At 37.6% G+C, this 16,565-nt stretch carries 19 protein-coding genes and 11 tRNA genes; 28 read left to right on the top strand and 2 right to left on the bottom strand.

What is annotated here, in order from left to right; all coding sequences use genetic code 11:
• Window positions 1-200: 200 nt before the first annotated feature.
• The gene (locus DFR57_RS05525) at window positions 201-647 is read right to left on the bottom strand and encodes a hypothetical protein (RefSeq protein WP_114352146.1); all 447 of its coding nucleotides are present in this window, start codon (window positions 645-647) and stop codon (window positions 201-203) included.
• A 64-nt stretch (window positions 648-711) separates the two neighbouring features.
• Entirely contained in the window at window positions 712-1,488 is a 777-nt protein-coding gene (locus DFR57_RS05520) for a rhomboid family intramembrane serine protease (RefSeq protein WP_114352145.1), read from the bottom strand.
• Window positions 1,489-1,647: 159 nt separating this feature from the next.
• On the opposite strand from DFR57_RS05520, the gene acpS reads away from it, so the two are divergent.
• From acpS to DFR57_RS05380, 28 genes are all read left to right on the top strand, one after another.
• A complete protein-coding gene (acpS, locus tag DFR57_RS05515) occupies window positions 1,648-2,010 on the top strand; it encodes a holo-ACP synthase (RefSeq protein WP_114352144.1) in 363 nt (120 codons plus the stop codon).
• 72 nt (window positions 2,011-2,082) lie between these two features.
• On the top strand, window positions 2,083-3,597 hold the full coding sequence (locus tag DFR57_RS05510) for an NAD(P)H-hydrate dehydratase (RefSeq protein WP_114352143.1): 1,515 nt from the start codon (window positions 2,083-2,085) through the stop codon (window positions 3,595-3,597).
• A gap of 76 nt (window positions 3,598-3,673) precedes the next feature.
• Window positions 3,674-4,690: a LolA family protein gene (locus tag DFR57_RS05505; protein ID WP_114352142.1), complete on the top strand. Its 1,017-nt coding sequence runs from the start codon at window positions 3,674-3,676 to the stop codon at window positions 4,688-4,690.
• Window positions 4,691-4,808: 118 nt separating this feature from the next.
• Window positions 4,809-5,936 carry an alanine racemase gene (alr, locus tag DFR57_RS05500; protein WP_114352141.1) on the top strand — a complete coding sequence of 376 codons (1,128 nt, stop codon included), beginning with the start codon at window positions 4,809-4,811 and terminating at the stop codon, window positions 5,934-5,936.
• Window positions 5,937-6,073: 137 nt separating this feature from the next.
• Entirely contained in the window at window positions 6,074-6,355 is a 282-nt protein-coding gene (locus tag DFR57_RS05495; protein ID WP_114352140.1) for a CopG family ribbon-helix-helix protein, read from the top strand.
• Window positions 6,356-6,359: 4 nt separating this feature from the next.
• A complete protein-coding gene (locus DFR57_RS05490) occupies window positions 6,360-6,713 on the top strand; it encodes a type II toxin-antitoxin system PemK/MazF family toxin (RefSeq protein WP_114352372.1) in 354 nt (117 codons plus the stop codon).
• Window positions 6,714-7,059: 346 nt separating this feature from the next.
• Entirely contained in the window at window positions 7,060-7,926 is an 867-nt protein-coding gene (locus DFR57_RS05485) for an RsbT co-antagonist protein RsbRA (protein ID WP_114352139.1), read from the top strand.
• Window positions 7,927-7,940: 14 nt separating this feature from the next.
• The gene (locus tag DFR57_RS05480; protein ID WP_114352138.1) at window positions 7,941-8,297 is read left to right on the top strand and encodes an STAS domain-containing protein; all 357 of its coding nucleotides are present in this window, start codon (window positions 7,941-7,943) and stop codon (window positions 8,295-8,297) included.
• A 2-nt stretch (window positions 8,298-8,299) separates the two neighbouring features.
• Entirely contained in the window at window positions 8,300-8,701 is a 402-nt protein-coding gene (locus DFR57_RS05475) for an anti-sigma regulatory factor (RefSeq protein WP_114352137.1), read from the top strand.
• Window positions 8,702-8,753: 52 nt separating this feature from the next.
• Entirely contained in the window at window positions 8,754-9,764 is a 1,011-nt protein-coding gene (locus DFR57_RS05470; protein WP_114352136.1) for a PP2C family protein-serine/threonine phosphatase, read from the top strand.
• A gap of 58 nt (window positions 9,765-9,822) precedes the next feature.
• Window positions 9,823-10,155 (top strand): anti-sigma factor antagonist, encoded by a 333-nt coding sequence (locus DFR57_RS05465; RefSeq protein WP_114352371.1) that lies wholly within the window; start codon window positions 9,823-9,825, stop codon window positions 10,153-10,155.
• 4 nt (window positions 10,156-10,159) lie between these two features.
• Window positions 10,160-10,633, top strand: coding sequence for an anti-sigma B factor RsbW (gene rsbW, locus DFR57_RS05460; RefSeq protein WP_114352135.1), 474 nt, complete (start codon window positions 10,160-10,162; stop codon window positions 10,631-10,633).
• On the top strand, window positions 10,605-11,396 hold the full coding sequence (sigB, locus tag DFR57_RS05455) for an RNA polymerase sigma factor SigB (protein ID WP_114352134.1): 792 nt from the start codon (window positions 10,605-10,607) through the stop codon (window positions 11,394-11,396). Before rsbW ends, sigB begins: the two co-directional genes overlap by 29 nt.
• Entirely contained in the window at window positions 11,396-11,995 is a 600-nt protein-coding gene (locus DFR57_RS05450; RefSeq protein WP_114352133.1) for a PP2C family serine/threonine-protein phosphatase, read from the top strand. Before sigB ends, DFR57_RS05450 begins: the two co-directional genes overlap by 1 nt.
• Window positions 11,996-12,081: 86 nt before the next feature.
• On the top strand, window positions 12,082-14,250 hold the full coding sequence (locus DFR57_RS05445; protein WP_114352132.1) for a Tex family protein: 2,169 nt from the start codon (window positions 12,082-12,084) through the stop codon (window positions 14,248-14,250).
• A 78-nt stretch (window positions 14,251-14,328) separates the two neighbouring features.
• On the top strand, window positions 14,329-14,790 hold the full coding sequence (locus DFR57_RS05440) for a SprT family protein (protein WP_114352370.1): 462 nt from the start codon (window positions 14,329-14,331) through the stop codon (window positions 14,788-14,790).
• A 32-nt stretch (window positions 14,791-14,822) separates the two neighbouring features.
• Entirely contained in the window at window positions 14,823-15,053 is a 231-nt protein-coding gene (locus DFR57_RS05435; RefSeq protein ID WP_114352131.1) for a hypothetical protein, read from the top strand.
• 264 nt (window positions 15,054-15,317) lie between these two features.
• Window positions 15,318-15,392: transfer RNA gene (locus DFR57_RS05430), tRNA-Asn, on the top strand.
• Between the two features lie 2 nt (window positions 15,393-15,394).
• Window positions 15,395-15,485: transfer RNA gene (locus DFR57_RS05425), tRNA-Ser, on the top strand.
• 17 nt (window positions 15,486-15,502) lie between these two features.
• A tRNA-Glu gene (locus DFR57_RS05420) sits at window positions 15,503-15,577 on the top strand.
• A gap of 21 nt (window positions 15,578-15,598) precedes the next feature.
• Window positions 15,599-15,675: transfer RNA gene (locus DFR57_RS05415), tRNA-Asp, on the top strand.
• 6 nt (window positions 15,676-15,681) lie between these two features.
• Window positions 15,682-15,756 (top strand) — tRNA-Gln (locus DFR57_RS05410).
• A gap of 118 nt (window positions 15,757-15,874) precedes the next feature.
• Window positions 15,875-15,950, top strand: a tRNA-Lys gene (locus DFR57_RS05405).
• A 4-nt stretch (window positions 15,951-15,954) separates the two neighbouring features.
• A tRNA-Leu gene (locus DFR57_RS05400) sits at window positions 15,955-16,041 on the top strand.
• 60 nt (window positions 16,042-16,101) lie between these two features.
• Window positions 16,102-16,178 (top strand) — tRNA-Arg (locus DFR57_RS05395).
• Window positions 16,179-16,182: 4 nt separating this feature from the next.
• Window positions 16,183-16,259 (top strand) — tRNA-Pro (locus DFR57_RS05390).
• A gap of 44 nt (window positions 16,260-16,303) precedes the next feature.
• Window positions 16,304-16,377, top strand: a tRNA-Gly gene (locus DFR57_RS05385).
• Window positions 16,378-16,386: 9 nt separating this feature from the next.
• A tRNA-Ile gene (locus tag DFR57_RS05380) sits at window positions 16,387-16,463 on the top strand.
• Window positions 16,464-16,565: the final 102 nt, after the last annotated feature.

Below are 16,565 nucleotides of genomic sequence, written 5' to 3'. Positions count from 1 at the left end.
AGTGGTCAAGCCGTTCATTTATTTAAAAATGAATACTTTATTTTATCGTTACTCATTTTTCTTTTTCTACTAAAAGGACCGAGTGGTCCTTCTTGAGTTTAGTTAGTTTCTCTTATAAATTTTATGAGGGAAATAGCAATAAAACGAAACAAGCCCAATCTCTTATTCAGATTGGGCTTGTGCATATTTTCCTGCTCTCTTTAAAATAAAAGTAAAATACCAACAAACGATATAATCGGTATGCCTAAGGTAGTCACATAACCGATCATCATGATCGTGGTAAAATAACTCTTTTGTTCTTTGGTGATGTTTTTGAGCTGATCAAGACGATCCTTCTTTGTCATCCAGATACTAAAAACTGTATAGATAATCGTTCCAATAACAAGCATAAATGGTACCAATGCCTCGCTAATAGTTGGGCTTGGACTTTCTAAGTGCATAAAACCCAAAATTAGTAGAAAGATTGGTATAGCTTCTATTAATGCAATTTGGACAAAGTAATGCATTTGATCCTTTTGAATTCCGTTAGGATGAAATTCATTTCTTTCAATTCTATATTGTAATCCTCTTAATAACCGTTTGAAAGCAAATAATATTGCAAGTCCTGCAATAACGGCAGCTAAAGCAAAAAACCAACTTCCTAACATAAATCCCTCCCCTTTCTTTTCTACTCATCAATTTAAAAGTAAAAGCTAGCTTTCTAATTACATCTTACAAAACACTTCCAATTAAACCAAGTAATACAAGAAGAGCGATGATGCTCCATAAAATTGGCCCAATATATTTCTTGTAGCGATAACGACGTTTGTTCCAACGGTTTGGATCAAAACCAATATCGCCATCATACGTTTTTCTCTTTCGTCGACGTGTATTTTGCCAAGGGTTAAATGCTCGTGCATTTCGCAACAGGATTGGCCCCAAAGCGAACCCTGCAATAAACCCAAATAAATGACCTGCAATATTGATCCCTGGACGAATAAATGTCATGATAAGCCCAATGACAGAGATGATAATCACTAATTTTGCACTTTGTGGGTCAATAAGCTTCTTTTCAAAGAGAGCCATAAAGATATATAAACCTATAATCCCATAGATAGCACCAGACGCACCAAGGTGAGTGTAAGTGGGGCTCGGTTCAACGATATAGGTGAACACATTTGCAACCACTCCGGTAAAGATGAAAATAAAGAATAGCTTCCCTTTACCAAGCATCTGTTCAAGTGCTGGTCCGAATATAACTAAAGCGAACGAGTTAAATAAAATATGACCAATTCCGTATGGAGAGTGCAAGAAAATAGGCGTTATTAGTCGCCAATATTCTCCCTGACTGATGAGATAATTTTGGCCTACTCCTACATTATAAATAATGTCCCCTAGGGGCGGAATTAAAAATCCGATTAACCAAAGGGTGAGTTGAAATGCGACAAGTATAGAAATCAACGGATAAAATTGGATAAAGTCTCGAAAACTTTCGTTACGTATAAACATGAAATACTCCTTCTTATATGCGAAGAATCGCTTTCTGTATTTAATAAAGTATATGCTTTATATTAGCTTAATCTTACCATTATTTGCTTGCGGTTAGAAATCATTCGGCTATATCAGTTATACTACAATTATATAAAGCGTATAAATGAGGTAAAACAAATGATAAAAGGAATCGGAATTGATATTGTTGAAATAGGTAGAATTAAGACGTTATTGGAAAAAGGAGATCGGTTTGCTCGAAAGATTCTTTCGGGCGAAGAACTAATTTTATTCCATAATTTTAAACACCAAGCGCGAAGGGTTGAATTTCTAGCTGGAAGATTTGCGGCTAAAGAAGCTTTTTCAAAAGCAATCGGAACAGGTATAGGAAAAATAGGTTTTAAAGATATTGAAGTTTTAAAAAGTGACACTGGTGCACCTTTTGTTCGGTGTAAAAAGATAAAAGAAGAAAAGATCTTTATTTCCATCTCACATGCAGAGCATTACGCGATTGCACAGGTTATTTTAGAAGCAAAAAACTAAAAAGCTAATAGGCTAGTCTGCATAAATCATAACAAGCATTCATATAGTTTAATGCGGGTAGGAGGGAACATCATGCGCATCGTAACCGCGGAAGAAATGTACAAAATCGATCAATATGCGATCCAATGTGGAGGGATCACAGGTGAAATGCTAATGGAGAATGCCGGTCGCTCCATTACAAAAGAAGTGATAAAAAACCTAAAAAAGGAGGATAAGGTTGCTGTTTTAGTTGGTGGTGGGAATAATGGCGGTGATGGCTTTGTTATCGCAAGAACACTGTTAAATTTAGCTTATGATGTAGCGCTTTTTCAATTAGTACCAAATAAGAAAATTACAAATGAAGCCCTCTATCACAAGAATTTATTTGAAAATTATGGAGGAAAGGTACAAGTAGTTGAAACGGCCTCTGAATTAGAAAAATTTATCCCAAAAGCAGATGTGCTTGTTGATGCGATTCTTGGTATTGGTGTTAAAGGTGCGATACGTGAACCAGTAAGGAGTATGATCGAAGTAGTGAACAACCATAATGCGTTTGTCATTGCTGTTGATCTTCCTAGTGGACTACCTGCCGATGAAGGCTTTGAGTTAGACGTCGCAATAGAAGCAAACAGCACCTATATTATAGAAGCGTGTAAACAAAGTGTTTTTATAGAAAGTTATGCCCCTTATTATGGTGAGTGGGAAGTTGTTGAAATTGGTATTCCTGTTAAAGCCTATGAAGCATTTCCTAAAAGCAGTGTGTGGGACGCGGAGGATTTAAAAGCCACGTTTCCTAAGCGAAATACCTTTGCACATAAAGGGTCCCAGGGTAAAGCGGTCATTATAGGTGGACAACTTACGATGCCAGGGTCGATGGCACTTACTGCAGGGGCTAGCTTAAAGGCTGGAGCAGGCTTAGTAACGGTAGCAACCATTCCAGAAATTATTCCTATCGTAGCTAGCAAAGTGACAGAGGCAACCTATTTTTCCTTAAAAAGTGATGCAGGTATTCTTGTAGAAAGCGACTTACCCGACATGAACGGATATGACGCGATAGCGCTTGGTATGGGGATGGGACGAAATAGCAAAAGTGAAGCGCTAAGCTACAAGGTTTTACATGAAAAAGCACCAATCGTTGTCGATGCGGATGGTTTATATCACCTTAAACAATTCCTTGGTGTATTAAAAGAGCGAACAAGTGAGACAGTTTTAACTCCTCACCCAGGAGAAATGGCAATGCTTTTGGACTGTGAGATTAAAGACGTGAAGAAATCACCATTTGCCTTATCCAAAAAGTTTGCAACAGAATATGGGGTCTATCTCGTATTAAAGGGGAAATATACGGTTATAACGAGTCCATGTGGTGAGCAAACAGTAAGTATGACAGGTAATGCAGGACTTGCTAAAGGTGGAAGTGGGGATGTATTATCAGGAATCTTGCTTACCTTTTTAATGCAGCATGGCTCGATTTTCGACGCGATTAACAATAGTTGTTTTATTCATGGTAAAGCAGCAGACTTATTGATCGAAGATAGCCATACAACCACCGATTTATTAGCGAGTGACGTGATCGAAGGCCTTCCACGGGTTTTTTGTACATTTATCTGACGGATTCTTTATGTTCCCTTTGTCCAAATAAGCGTAGCTTTATATAGCTACATCGAGACAAAGGAGAGTTGTCGTGATGAGAAAATATAAGATCGGAATTGCCGTTTTGTTATTTGCTATAGTGTTAATGGGATGTGGGGAGAAATCACAAGAGGACGTAAGAAGTAAATTAGAGGAAACAGCACAAGATTTACAGGCATACCAAGCAGAAGCTAAAATGACGCTAAAAACGGGACAAGATGATCAAGTCTATCATGTAAATATTGCGCATAAAAAAGAAGATTTATATCGTGTCTTACTTAAAAATGAAAATGACGAAGAAAGCAGTCAAATTATATTAAAGAATGAAGATGGCGTATTTGTATTAACTCCAGCCTTAAATAAAAGCTTTAAGTTTCAAAGTGACTGGCCTGAGAATAATAGCCAACCTTATTTGTATCAATCGTTGATTAAAGATGTGGTAGATGACAGTGAAGCGACATTTACTTCAACGGAAAACTATTATGTTTTTAGAACAAAGACAAACTATAAGAGTAATACCAATCTACCTTACCAAGAACTATATTTTGATAAAAAATCACTTACTCCTATCCTTGTGAAGGTATTAGATAAAGATGATGAAGCACTAGTAGAAGTAGAGTTTCAGCAGTTTGAGATAGATCCAGATTTACCAAAAGACACCTTCCTTATGGATAACAATATGTCTAGTAGCTTGTTAGGTATTCCGGCAATGGCGGAGGGGGAGACTCAACAGGATTTCTCTATTCTCTATCCTACCGAAAAACTGGGCGCTGAATTAGTGGAGATGGATGAACATGAAACAGATCATGGAAAACGAGTGATGCTTTCTTATGAGGGCGAAAAGAATTTCACCATCATTGAAGAAACCATAGACGTGATGGAGACTAGTGGCGCCATGACCGAAGTGCCTAACGGTGAACCGGTAAATCTAGGCTTCACAACAGGTGCACAAACGGAGTCTTCTCTTAAATGGAGCTATAATGGTGTGAATTATTATTTAGCTAGTGAAGAATTGACAAAAGAAGAGATGATTTCGGTTGCAGGTTCTATTTCCGCACAATCGATAAAATAATGAATGGCAGACTCTAAAAAGTAGGGTCTGCTTTTTACTTTTTTGAGACAATTCTTGACATGTAAAACGCACAAGAGAATAATGAAAAAGAATATAGCTTTTAAGAGGAGAAATAATCATGGTAGAAACTTTTTATCGAGATTCATGGATTGAAGTGAATTTAAAACATATTGCAGAAAATATAAAACAGTTAAAGATGCGATTAAACGAACGTACAGGAATATATGCTGTCGTAAAAGCAAATGGATATGGTCATGGTGATGTGCAAGTAGCAAAGGCGGCTATCCATGCAGGAGCAACCAGACTTGCTGTGGCGTTAATGGATGAGGCGATCCGTTTACGCGAGGCAGGTATACGTGAACCGATTCTAGTTATGGGGTGGATCAGACCAGAACATGCCCAAATCGCTATTGACTATGATATAACGGTCACTTGTTTTCAAAAAGAATGGATAGAAGCCGTGAAAAAAATTCAATTATCCAACCGTTTAAAGGTTCATCTAAAATGGGATACTGGTATGGGAAGGATCGGCTTAACTGATGAAGAAGAATTAAAAGCCTTATTAGCACTTCTTGACGAAGAAACCTTCCAAGTAGAAGGAGTATTTACACACTTTGCTACAGCGGATGAGAAGGATTTAGCCTACTATAATGAGCAAAATAATAAATTTAAACAATTATTGAAACAATATTCGGATGAACGCAAGACACCTTTTGTCATTCATACAGGAAACAGTGCTGCTAGTATGCGGTTTCCTGATGACATGTATGACTTTGTTAGGTACGGAATAAGTATGTATGGACTTTATCCTTCACCTGATGTGTTAGAAGAACGTCCAATTGAATTAAAGCCTGCATTATCTCTCTATAGTAGGCTGGTACATGTGAAAAAGGTTGAAGCAGGTTCTTTTATTAGCTACGGTGCTACGTATCAAGCAAAAGAGGACGAATGGATCGGAACTGTCCCTTTAGGCTATGCAGATGGAATTAAAAGGTCCTTGCAAGGGGCAGATGTGCTTGTGCAGGGACAGAGGTGTGAAATTGTTGGCCGTATCTGTATGGATCAATTGATGGTTCGCCTACCTAGAGAAATGAAAGTAGGCGAAAAAGTAACACTAATAGGGAAGCAATATAACGAAGAAATCACCATGGATGAATTAGCAGAACACCTAGATACCATCAACTATGAAATTGCATGCATGCTTAGCTACCGTGTACCGCGTGTGTATAAGGGTTTAGAGTTGTAGGACAATAATGGGTGAAAAGGATTTTACTTCAAAAAAATTCTTGAATAATTCACGAAATGCCCTTTGCAAAGGGTCCTGCCTAATGGTATGATAAAAGTGGATTAAAAAATTGGGCTTGTCAACGTTGGTGGAGGTGTATGGTTTTGTCTGAAAGCTTACAAGAAGTTGTCGTAAGATTACCAAAGAACCTACTGAATGAGGTGGATGGCTTGATGAAAAGTGAAGATAGCAATCTGAGCGATTTTATATATCAAGCAACAAAAACGTATTTGCGTGATAAGAAAAAGCGTCATGTCAGAGAATCAATGCAGCGAGGATATATGGAAATGGCAAAGATCAATTTGAACATTGCTTCGGAAGCTTTTCAAGCGGAAGAGGAGGCCGAACACACCCGTGAACGCTTAGTGAGTGGGGTGTAATGCGTTGATTGTAAAAAGAGGCGACGTTTATTTCGCCGATCTTTCTCCTGTTGTTGGATCAGAACAGGGGGGCGTTCGACCAGTTTTGGTTCTTCAAAATGATATAGGCAATCGTTTTAGTCCGACAGTAATCGTGGCGGCTATTACGGCTCAAATTCAAAAAGCAAAATTGCCAACTCATGTGGAAATTGATGCGAAACAATATGATTTTGAAAGAGATTCTGTAATTTTATTAGAACAAGTTCGAACAATAGATAAGCAACGCTTAACGGATAAGATCACACAGTTAGATAGTAATATGATGGAAAAAATCGATGATGCTTTAAAGATTAGTCTTGGATTAGTTTCAGATTTTTAAAGTGTATAGTTAGATGCAAAAGCACGCTTGCCGTATGGAGGTAAAGGTGCTTTTATTTTGTATAAAGAGTCAACCCTCTAAGCCTTCTTCATATTTTATTCTACGAGAACGCTAAAAAACTCATTATATCCTCATTTTAATGGAAGGTTTTCTTTCTTTTTCAGAGGTTATAAATAGAACTCTGTTAAATAAAAAAGTGTTATAACTTTGCTCTGTGACAAAGTTTGTAGCAAATCTCGTGCCAATTGCTGTAAGATTTGGTACAATGGTAGATAAATTCGTATTTTTTTAAATTATCGTGTACATTAGTATGTATAAATATTTGTCTAAAAATGGAGGGACCGGGATGCCAGAGGCATTACTTAAAATAGTAATTGAAAACAGCGATGAAATATCAAGAAACTGGTTAGATCAGGTATCTGAGAGAAGAGGAAATGGTTATACAGCAAATATCTCTGAAGAGTTGTTCCAATCTACAAATAGAGAATTTGTCAATGTGATTTTTTCTAGTATTAATCGACACGGCTCAACAGAAGAGCTAGAAACGTTCTCAGAGCGGTTAATTAATTTAGGATGGCCTTTAAGTTATTTAACAGATGGTCTCCAAACCTTCCGAAGAGTTACAATCGACTTTATTCTTAATCAATCCGATCAGGTTGACACGGAACAATTTTCTAAAATCCTTACCGTTGTTGACAATTGGGTAGAGCCAATTATAAAGGAATTAGTTAATGAATATTCAGGTAGCTGGGAGCACATCGTTTCTTTACAACGTGTAGCCTTACAAGAGCTATCTGCTCCACTTATTCCAGTAATGGATAATATAACAATTATGCCGTTAATCGGAACGATAGATACAGAACGAGCAAAATTGATCATGGAAAACCTACTTGACGGTGTGATTAAGCATAATGCTGAAGTTGTTTTAATTGATATTACAGGTGTTCCTGTGGTCGATACAATGGTAGCACATCACATCATTCAAGCTGCTGAAGCAGTAAGATTAATAGGTTCCACGTGTATTCTCGTTGGTATTCGTCCGGAAATTGCACAAACAATTGTTAACTTAGGGATTGATTTAAGTAAATTCCCAACGAAAAGCTCTTTAAGGAAAGGTTTTAATAAAGCACTAGCTTTAACAAACCGAGATGTAGTGAATTTAAATCAGGATGCAAACCCAGATTTAGAGAAACTATTAGACTCATTAAAATAAGGGGGTGCTGAGATTTGAGAATACCAATACTCAAGCTACACAACTATTTGTTGGTATCCATTCAAATTGACTTAGACGACCAAACAGCAATTCAATTTCAAGAAGATCTATTGAGTAAAATACATAAGAGCGGAGCTACCGGTGTTGTGATAGATTTAACTTCTGTAGATATCATTGATTCATTTATTGCTAAAGTGCTAGGTGACGTTATTACAATGTCAGATTTAATGGGAGCAAAAGTAGTGTTGACAGGCATTCAACCTGCAGTTGCTATGACACTGATTGATTTAGGAATTCATATGCAAGATGTACCAACAGCACTTGATTTAGAACAAGGCTTAATTAAACTTCGCCAGGAATTGGAGGAGTGATTATGAACTTCCAATCCGGTGTACATATTAAAAAAGAATGGGATATCGTTGGGGCTAGACAACTAGGAAGAAATCGAGCAAAAGAATTAGGCTTTGGAACGGTGGATCAGGCGAGAATTGCGACTGCTATATCAGAATTAGCACGTAATATATACTTGTACGCCGGCACCGGCAGGGTAAGCTTTGAGATTGTAGAAGATATAAATAAAAAAGGTTTGAAAATAGTCGCTGCTGATGAGGGTCCAGGAATATTGGATATTAGTCAAGTCATGGAAGATGGATTTTCAACTTCCGGTGGGCTAGGCGCAGGCTTACCAGGTGTTAAACGACTAATGGATGACTTTGATATTGATTCAGTGCAAGGGGAAGGCACTGTGATTACAACAATCAAATGGGTAAGGTAGTAAGATTCCCCACTTGTAAGGGTGGGGTAGTTTAAAGAAGGGGGGTAAACCGATGAAGCCCTTAAAGCTAGATGTTAAAAGTTACCAAGAATTATTAAAACAATACATCGTATCGGAAGATGAAACATCTTTATACCAAGCAGAACAATTTAGTAAAATGTCTATGCAGCAAAAGATCTCTCCAGAGGAAATTATAGATGTTCATATTCAGGCGTTAAAGGAATTATATCCGGATTTACCGGCAGAAATTGATGCATCTTTAGACTTTTTGATGGAAACAATGATTTCGTATGGACTTGCTTATCAGGAGTTTCAATCATTGCGCGAAAAACAGGTAGAATTACAGTCTGAAATATCTGTTGCTGCGAGTATGCAACAATCTCTATTATCTACTACAAAACCCAATGTCAAAGGCATCGATATTGGGGCGATTAGTGTGCCTGCAAATCAAATGAATGGGGACTACTATCATTTTGTAAACGACGATGCAGGTTATTTGGGTATTGCAATTGCTGATGTAATCGGTAAAGGGATACCTGCGGCTTTAGCTATGTCTATGATTAAATATTCTATGGATAGCTTCCGTGAGACGCAACGTAATCCAAAGACCGTTTTGGAAAATTTAAACCGCGTCGTAGAACGCAATGTGGACTCTAGTATGTTTATTACGATGTACTATGGTCTTTTTAATTTGAATACGAATCTTTTACAATTTTCGTCCGCGGGGCATGAACCTGGTTTTTATTATAATGCTTCGAAGGATGAATTTTTTGATATAGAGGGAAATGGATTAGTTTTAGGTGTGATGAATAATGCCAGCTATGAACAATATGAAATTCAAATGGAAAAAGATGATATTGTCATTCTCTTAACCGATGGTGTTACAGAGTGTCGAATAGGGGATCGTTTTATCGAACGAGAAGAAATCCTAGAAGTGATAAAAGAGTATATTCATTTACCTGCTCAAGAAGCGGTAGAGAGTGTCTACAAGTACTTCGAAAAATTACAAGATTTCCATCTTCGGGATGATTTCACATTAATCTTTTTAAAAAAGAATGTTTAATTAGTGTGAAATTGGGTAAAGAAATAGGACAAACTATTTTTGGAGGTCGTATGTGATTATGAATTTAGATATTAAGATAGAAGAAGAGAAAGATCTTACTTATGAAGTGTTTTTGGCAGGGGAAATTGATGCATACACCGCTCCAAAGCTAAAAGATGCCCTAATGCCACTTGCGGAAAAAGACAATGCGTCTATAACGGTAGATTTAAACCGAGTCAATTATATGGACAGTACGGGACTCGGTGTTTTTATTAGTATTTTAAAAGCAACAAAAGAACATAACAGTGATTTAAAGCTTGTTTCTTTACAAGATAGAGTAAAAAGATTGTTTGAAATAACGGGGTTAGATAGTATTATACTGATCGACTCGACTGTACAAGGTGGGAATTAATAAAATGGAACCCTTCGACTTTATCGAAATAAGAGTACCGGCAAAAGCAGAATATGTAGGTGTAGTGCGTTTAAGTACATCTGGTATTGCTAATAGAATGGGCTTTAGTTATGAAGAAATAGAAGATTTGAAAGTAGCTATTTCGGAGGCTATGTCTAATGCAACCACGCATGCTTATGATGGAAAAGACGGGGAGGTGACCATCGGTTATGGTCTTTATCAGGATCGTTTAGAAGTGATGGTAGCTGACCGCGGAGAAAGCTTTGATTTAAATCAAGTAAAAGACGGCCTTGGTCCTTATAAAGAGAACCAGTCAGTTGAGGATTTACGTGAGGGTGGATTTGGTTTATTTTTAATTGAAGCTTTAATGGATAAAGTTGAAATTAAAAGCGAATATGGTGTAATCGTGTTGATGACCAAATACCTCCATGAAAATGAGGTGGATTTAGATGGCGACCAAATCTCAACCACACAATAATCGTGGGGATGAGGTTTACCAATGGATAAAGATCCTTCAAGAAAATCCTCAAGATGAAGCGATCCAAGAAAAGATCGTTCTTACGTATCAAGATCTTGTAAAATCATTGGCCAGAAAATACGCAAAAAACAGCATGATTTACGAAGATCTTGTTCAAGTAGGGATGCTTGGCTTGTTAGCAGCTATTAGACGATATGATCCAGACATCGGTAAATCTTTTGAATCATTTGCAATACCTACAATTATTGGAGAAATTAAACGATTTATTAGGGATAAAACATGGAGTGTTCATGTGCCAAGAAGAATAAAAGAATTGGGTCCTAAAATAAAACGAGCAACAGAAGAACTCACAACAATGGATCAACGATCACCTTCGATTCAAGATATTGCGAATTATTTAGAGGTTTCAGAGGAAGACGTGTTAGAAACAATGGAAATGGGCCAAAGCTACAACGCTCTGTCTGTTGATCGAAAAATTGAAGCAGATTCAGATGGAAGTGAAGTTTCTATCCTGGATCTTATCGGTAACGAGGATGGCGGTTTTGATAATATTGACCGTCAATTATTATTAGAAAAAATCCTGCCGATTTTAAATGATCGCGAACAAGAAATATTGCAGTGTACGTATTTTGAGAATCGTAGTCAAAAAGAAACAGGTGATTTGTTAGGAATCTCTCAAATGCATGTTTCACGTATTCAGCGCCGAGCAATAAGGAAATTAAGAGAAGCATTGCAGGGTGAAAATATGGAGGCTCTTCGGTAATGGTTACTAAGCAGCGCGTAGAAGTATCTGTTTATCAACAAGCTAAAAAAGGAAACTACTATTGTGGTGACAGTTATTTTTATGAAGAGAATGAGAATGAATTCATCTGTGCGATAGCAGATGGTTTAGGAAGTGGCGAGTTTGCAAATGAATCCTCGCAAATCGTCATTGATATTATTGAAAGTAGAAAAGATGAACCAGTCGAAAACCTTATGAAGCAATGTAATAGAGAGTTAACTGGAAAAAGGGGAGTTGTCCTCGGTGTTTTGAAGATAAACTTTGAAACCCAGCAGTATAGCTTTTCTTCCATTGGAAATATCGGACTTATGACGGTTTCCTCTTCTTTCATAAAAAAGCGAAATATCCCCCTTTCAGGTTATCTGGGAGGATTTAGTCGAAACATTAAAGTTTTGAAAGAGCCATTATCAAAGGATCTAATGTTTATTATGTTCTCAGATGGTGTGTCAGCCAAGACTTTATCGAATAAATACTTTATGAATTCTGATGTGAATGTCATTACAGATACATTCGCTTCTTTACTTGAAAAAAGTATAGACGATGATGATATAACATTAGTTGTTATGAAATACACTGGGTAAACTCCTTCCTTTTACGGTAGGAGTTTTCTTTCGTTAAAGAGTTTTGGTAGAATAATAAGCAGGTGTTACTGAAGGAGGAACTTTTTGTGGAAAAAAACAAAGCAAACGTTATTAGTTGGGTTGCTAAGGAAACGAAAATAAAAGAGGCATCCGTTAATCAGGTAATTGCCTTAATTGAAGAAGGTAATACAGTACCTTTTATTGCGAGATATCGAAAAGAACAAACAGGTGCTTTAGATGAAGTGCAGATAAAGGATATTCAAGATAAGTGGGAATATGCAAATGCCCTCGCAGATAGAAAAGAAGAAGTAATTCGTTTAATTGAGGAACAAGGCAAACTAACTGACGAATTAAAACTTGAAATTAATAAAGCTACGAAATTACAAAAGGTAGAAGATCTTTATCGACCGTATAAGCAAAAACGCAGAACGCGTGCTACCGTTGCAAAGGAAAAAGGACTCGAGCCGTTAGCCATTTTAGTATGGCAATTTAAAGTGGGAAACTTAGAAGAAGAAGCGGCAAAATACTTATCAGATGAGCATGAATTACATACAGTGGAAGAGGTAATTACGGGAGTTCAAGATATTTTGGCGGAATGGATATCGGACGATCCTGATTATCGTGAAGAAATTCGTAATCGAACCTTTCAAAAAGGGTCCATTCAAGCTACTGCTAAAGCGAAAGAACAAGAAAAAGATGAAAAATCTGTTTTTGAGATGTACTATGATTACCACGAGCCAATTAGACAAATTGTTGCTCACCGTGTGCTTGCGTTAAATCGTGGAGAAAAAGAAAAAATACTTAAAGTGAATATTGAACCGCCAACCGATCAAGTTTTGCATTATTTAGAAAAGAAAGTGGTACCAAATTCTGTTTCGATAGAATTAAGAAACTTTTATGCAAATGTAATTGAAGATAGCTATAAGCGACTAATTCAACCATCCATCGAACGTGAAATAAGAAATCAATTAACAGAAATGGCAGAAGAACAAGCGATAGATATCTTCTCGAAGAACCTAAAAAATCTACTATTACAACCACCACTAAAAGGTAAATGGGTATTAAGTGTAGATCCTGCTTTTCGAACGGGGTGTAAATTATCTGTTGTAGATGACACAGGTAAAGTACAAGCTATTGATGTCATTTATCCAACCGCACCAAGAAACGATATCGCGGGAGCGGCTAAAAAAGTAGTGCAGTTTTTATCTGATTTCCCAGTTGAGTTAATTGCTATTGGAAATGGGACGGCTTCTAGAGAAACGGAGCAATTTATAGCTGATACAATCGAAAAGCATGAATTATCTGTATCATATATGATTGTTAATGAGGCAGGAGCAAGTGTTTACTCAGCATCTAAGCTTGCTCGTGAAGAATTTCCTGATCTTCAAGTTGAAGAAAGAAGTGCTGTATCTATCGCACGTCGCGTGCAGGATCCGTTAGCTGAATTGGTTAAAATTGATCCAAAAGCAATTGGTGTAGGACAGTATCAACATGATGTAAGTCAAAAGCGTTTAAATGAATCACTTACATTTGTTGTAGAAACTGCCGTAAACCAAGTAGGAGTGAATGTAAATACTGCATCATCCTCCTTGTTACAATATGTTTCAGGACTCAATAAAACCGTGGCAAACAATATTATTAAATATCGAAATGAATTGGGGAAATTCCAAAACAGAAAAGAGTTAAAGAAAATACCTCGATTAGGGAATAAAACATATGAGCAAAGTATTGGCTTCCTTCGAGTGATAGAAGGCGATGAACCATTAGATCGTACGCCAATTCACCCAGAAAGTTATGTAGCCACAAAGAAGCTTTTAAAAGAATTAGGCTTTAAGCGCTCAGATATTGGATCGGACGAATTAGCGGATGCGCTATCTAGTCTTGATAAAAATGTGATGGCTGAGAAGTTAGAAATTGGGTCCCACACACTAACGGACATCTTAAAAGCACTTGTTAGTCCAGGACGTGATCCGCGTGATGACTTACCGAAACCTTTATTAAAGAAGTCTGTTCTATCAATGGAAGATTTAGAATCGGGAATGGAGCTTCAAGGAACGGTAAGAAATGTAGTTGACTTCGGTGTGTTTGTCGATATTGGGGTTAAACAAGATGGCCTTGTTCATATTTCAAAAATGTCCAACAGCTTTGTGAAGCACCCAATGGATATTGCTTCAGTTGGAGATGTCATAACAGTATGGGTAGAAAATGTAGATAAAACAAAACAACGTATCGCTTTAACCATGGTTAAAGAATAATAGGTGAGAGCAACTCATTCTGATTAATGCCAGAGGAGTTGCTCTCTAACCTTTCCATATAGCAATTTGGCAATAGAGGTGAAAAGAGTGAATGATAAAGAGCTTCATCAATTAGTAGATAAGCTTTCTAGACAATTCTTTGATAAAGCATTCGAAGATAAGGTTATCTTTAACAAAAGGTTAAGAACGACTGGGGGTAGATATATTCCGAGCAAAAGGTTGATTGAATTAAACCCAAAGTATTTAGTGGAAACAAATCATGAAGAGTTTGTTGGCATTATCAAACATGAACTCTGCCATTATCACTTACATATAGAAGGAAAAGGATTCATGCATCGAGACAGAGACTTTAGACAATTATTAATAAAAACCAACTCACCTAGACATTGTCAGGCTCTCCCGTCGATGAAAGATGACTTTAAATATCTTTATCAATGTAAAAAGTGTGGTCATCAATATAAAAGAAGAAGAAGGATCAATGTCAGTAAATACCGATGTGGTAAGTGTATGAAGCCTCTTGCTTTAATAAAAGAAACATAAAGTAAGCAAAGGTAGAAAAGGTGGAGTGAATTATGAAGATTATAAGAGTTTTTCTTTCAAGCTTTGTCATTGTTTTAGCTGGCTATATGTTATTATCGCAAGATTTTAGTCTGATGCCTGTATTGATGTTACTCTTTGGTAGTTTCGTGTTGGTTGTTGGAGTAACTGCCATTAAAAAAAGGAAGCAAAGCGTAATAGGTTATTTACTACTCATTGTCTCGTTGTTATTGTTCTGGGTTAGTTATCGCGGCTTTCTTCTATAAACAGAATTTCGTAATTTAGATAAAGAGAAACGATTTTATTAAAAAAATAAAAGTTTATCATTGACGACTATGTTCTACCTGTGTTAAATTAAATTGGCGCTAATAAAACTAGCGTGAATTTTGTCACTAAGAGAGAGACTTAAAAGGACAAGCTTTTACATTTTTAGATAATGGGAAAGCTCAAAAAAAGTAGCGTTTTACTGTTGACATTCGAGTTAGAATCATGTAATATTTTTAACGTCGTCAATATTGAATTTATATTGTTCCACAGTAGCTCAGTGGTAGAGCTATCGGCTGTTAACCGATCGGTCGTAGGTTCGAATCCTACCTGTGGAGCCAGTGGAGAAGTACTCAAGTGGCTGAAGAGGCGCCCCTGCTAAGGGTGTAGGTCGTGTAAGCGGCGCGAGGGTTCAAATCCCTCCTTCTCCGCCATTTTTTATGTCTAAAATGGCCCGTTGGTCAAGTGGTTAAGACACCGCCCTTTCACGGCGGTATCACGGGTTCGAATCCCGTACGGGTCACCAATAATTCACACAAATTACATAGGTCCGGTAGTTCAGTTGGTTAGAATGCCTGCCTGTCACGCAGGAGGTCGCGGGTTCAAGTCCCGTCCGGACCGCCATATTCTTGGGCTATAGCCAAGCGGTAAGGCAACGGTTTTTGGTACCGTCATGCGCTGGTTCGAATCCAGCTAGCCCAGCCATTTAACATTTTAAATATCCATTATCTAAATTCGTCTAAGCAGACGAATTTACTATTTTAAATCATATGATCGTTTGTTCACATATGTTAGTTGAATAGTAACGAAGGTAAACTGTTTAGAGCCATTAGCTCAGTTGGTAGAGCATCTGACTTTTAATCAGAGGGTCGGAGGTTCGAATCCTCCATGGCTCACCATTTAGCGGTCGTGGCGGAATGGCAGACGCGCTAGGTTGAGGGCCTAGTGGGAGGTAATCCCGTGGAGGTTCAAGTCCTCTCGACCGCACCAAGAAATCTATTGACATCGTAATGTGATTCATGGTATATTAATAGATGTCGCTTTTCATAAGCGCCCGTAGCTCAATTGGATAGAGCGTTTGACTACGGATCAAGAGGTTAGGGGTTCGACTCCTCTCGGGCGCGCCATTTCCGGGAAGTAGCTCAGCTTGGTAGAGCACTTGGTTTGGGACCAAGGGGTCGCAGGTTCGAATCCTGTCTTCCCGACCAGTCGAATCCAAGGATTCCATTTAAATAATATCTTAATTTTATATGCGGGTGTAGTTTAGTGGTAAAACCTCAGCCTTCCAAGCTGATGATGAGGGTTCGATTCCCTTCACCCGCTCCATTTATAAATGGGCCTGTAGCTCAGCTGGTTAGAGCGCACGCCTGATAAGCGTGAGGTCGGTGGTTCGAGTCCACTCAGGCCCACCATTTACGAATTGATCTTTGAAAACTGAACAGAACAACCAGTATGTCAAGTAAGAAATTAAGCTAGTTAAGTTTAGAGCAATCGAGCTCACATATTATGGAGAG

The sequence above is a fragment of the Saliterribacillus persicus genome (assembly GCF_003337485.1).
Taxonomy (GTDB): Bacteria; Bacillota; Bacilli; order Bacillales; family Amphibacillaceae; genus Saliterribacillus; species Saliterribacillus persicus.
Note: the sequence above shows the minus strand (reverse complement) of the source record. Positions and strands in the feature narration are given on the sequence as shown.

Bases quoted from the DNA above. Each gene is read 5' to 3' on its own strand.
- DFR57_RS05525 (WP_114352146.1), bottom strand. From the start codon at position 647: ATGTTAGGAAGTTGGTTTTTTGCTTTAGCTGCCGTTATTGCAGGACTT.
- DFR57_RS05520 (WP_114352145.1), bottom strand. From the start codon at position 1,488: ATGTTTATACGTAACGAAAGTTTTCGAGACTTTATCCAATTTTATCCG.
- acpS (WP_114352144.1), top strand. From the start codon at position 1,648: ATGATAAAAGGAATCGGAATTGATATTGTTGAAATAGGTAGAATTAAG.
- DFR57_RS05510 (WP_114352143.1), top strand. From the start codon at position 2,083: ATGCGCATCGTAACCGCGGAAGAAATGTACAAAATCGATCAATATGCG.
- DFR57_RS05505 (WP_114352142.1), top strand. From the start codon at position 3,674: ATGAGAAAATATAAGATCGGAATTGCCGTTTTGTTATTTGCTATAGTG.
- alr (WP_114352141.1), top strand. From the start codon at position 4,809: ATGGTAGAAACTTTTTATCGAGATTCATGGATTGAAGTGAATTTAAAA.
- DFR57_RS05495 (WP_114352140.1), top strand. From the start codon at position 6,074: ATGGTTTTGTCTGAAAGCTTACAAGAAGTTGTCGTAAGATTACCAAAG.
- DFR57_RS05485 (WP_114352139.1), top strand. From the start codon at position 7,060: ATGCCAGAGGCATTACTTAAAATAGTAATTGAAAACAGCGATGAAATA.
- DFR57_RS05475 (WP_114352137.1), top strand. From the start codon at position 8,300: ATGAACTTCCAATCCGGTGTACATATTAAAAAAGAATGGGATATCGTT.
- DFR57_RS05470 (WP_114352136.1), top strand. From the start codon at position 8,754: ATGAAGCCCTTAAAGCTAGATGTTAAAAGTTACCAAGAATTATTAAAA.
- DFR57_RS05465 (WP_114352371.1), top strand. From the start codon at position 9,823: ATGAATTTAGATATTAAGATAGAAGAAGAGAAAGATCTTACTTATGAA.
- rsbW (WP_114352135.1), top strand. From the start codon at position 10,160: ATGGAACCCTTCGACTTTATCGAAATAAGAGTACCGGCAAAAGCAGAA.
- sigB (WP_114352134.1), top strand. From the start codon at position 10,605: ATGGCGACCAAATCTCAACCACACAATAATCGTGGGGATGAGGTTTAC.
- DFR57_RS05450 (WP_114352133.1), top strand. From the start codon at position 11,396: ATGGTTACTAAGCAGCGCGTAGAAGTATCTGTTTATCAACAAGCTAAA.
- DFR57_RS05435 (WP_114352131.1), top strand. From the start codon at position 14,823: ATGAAGATTATAAGAGTTTTTCTTTCAAGCTTTGTCATTGTTTTAGCT.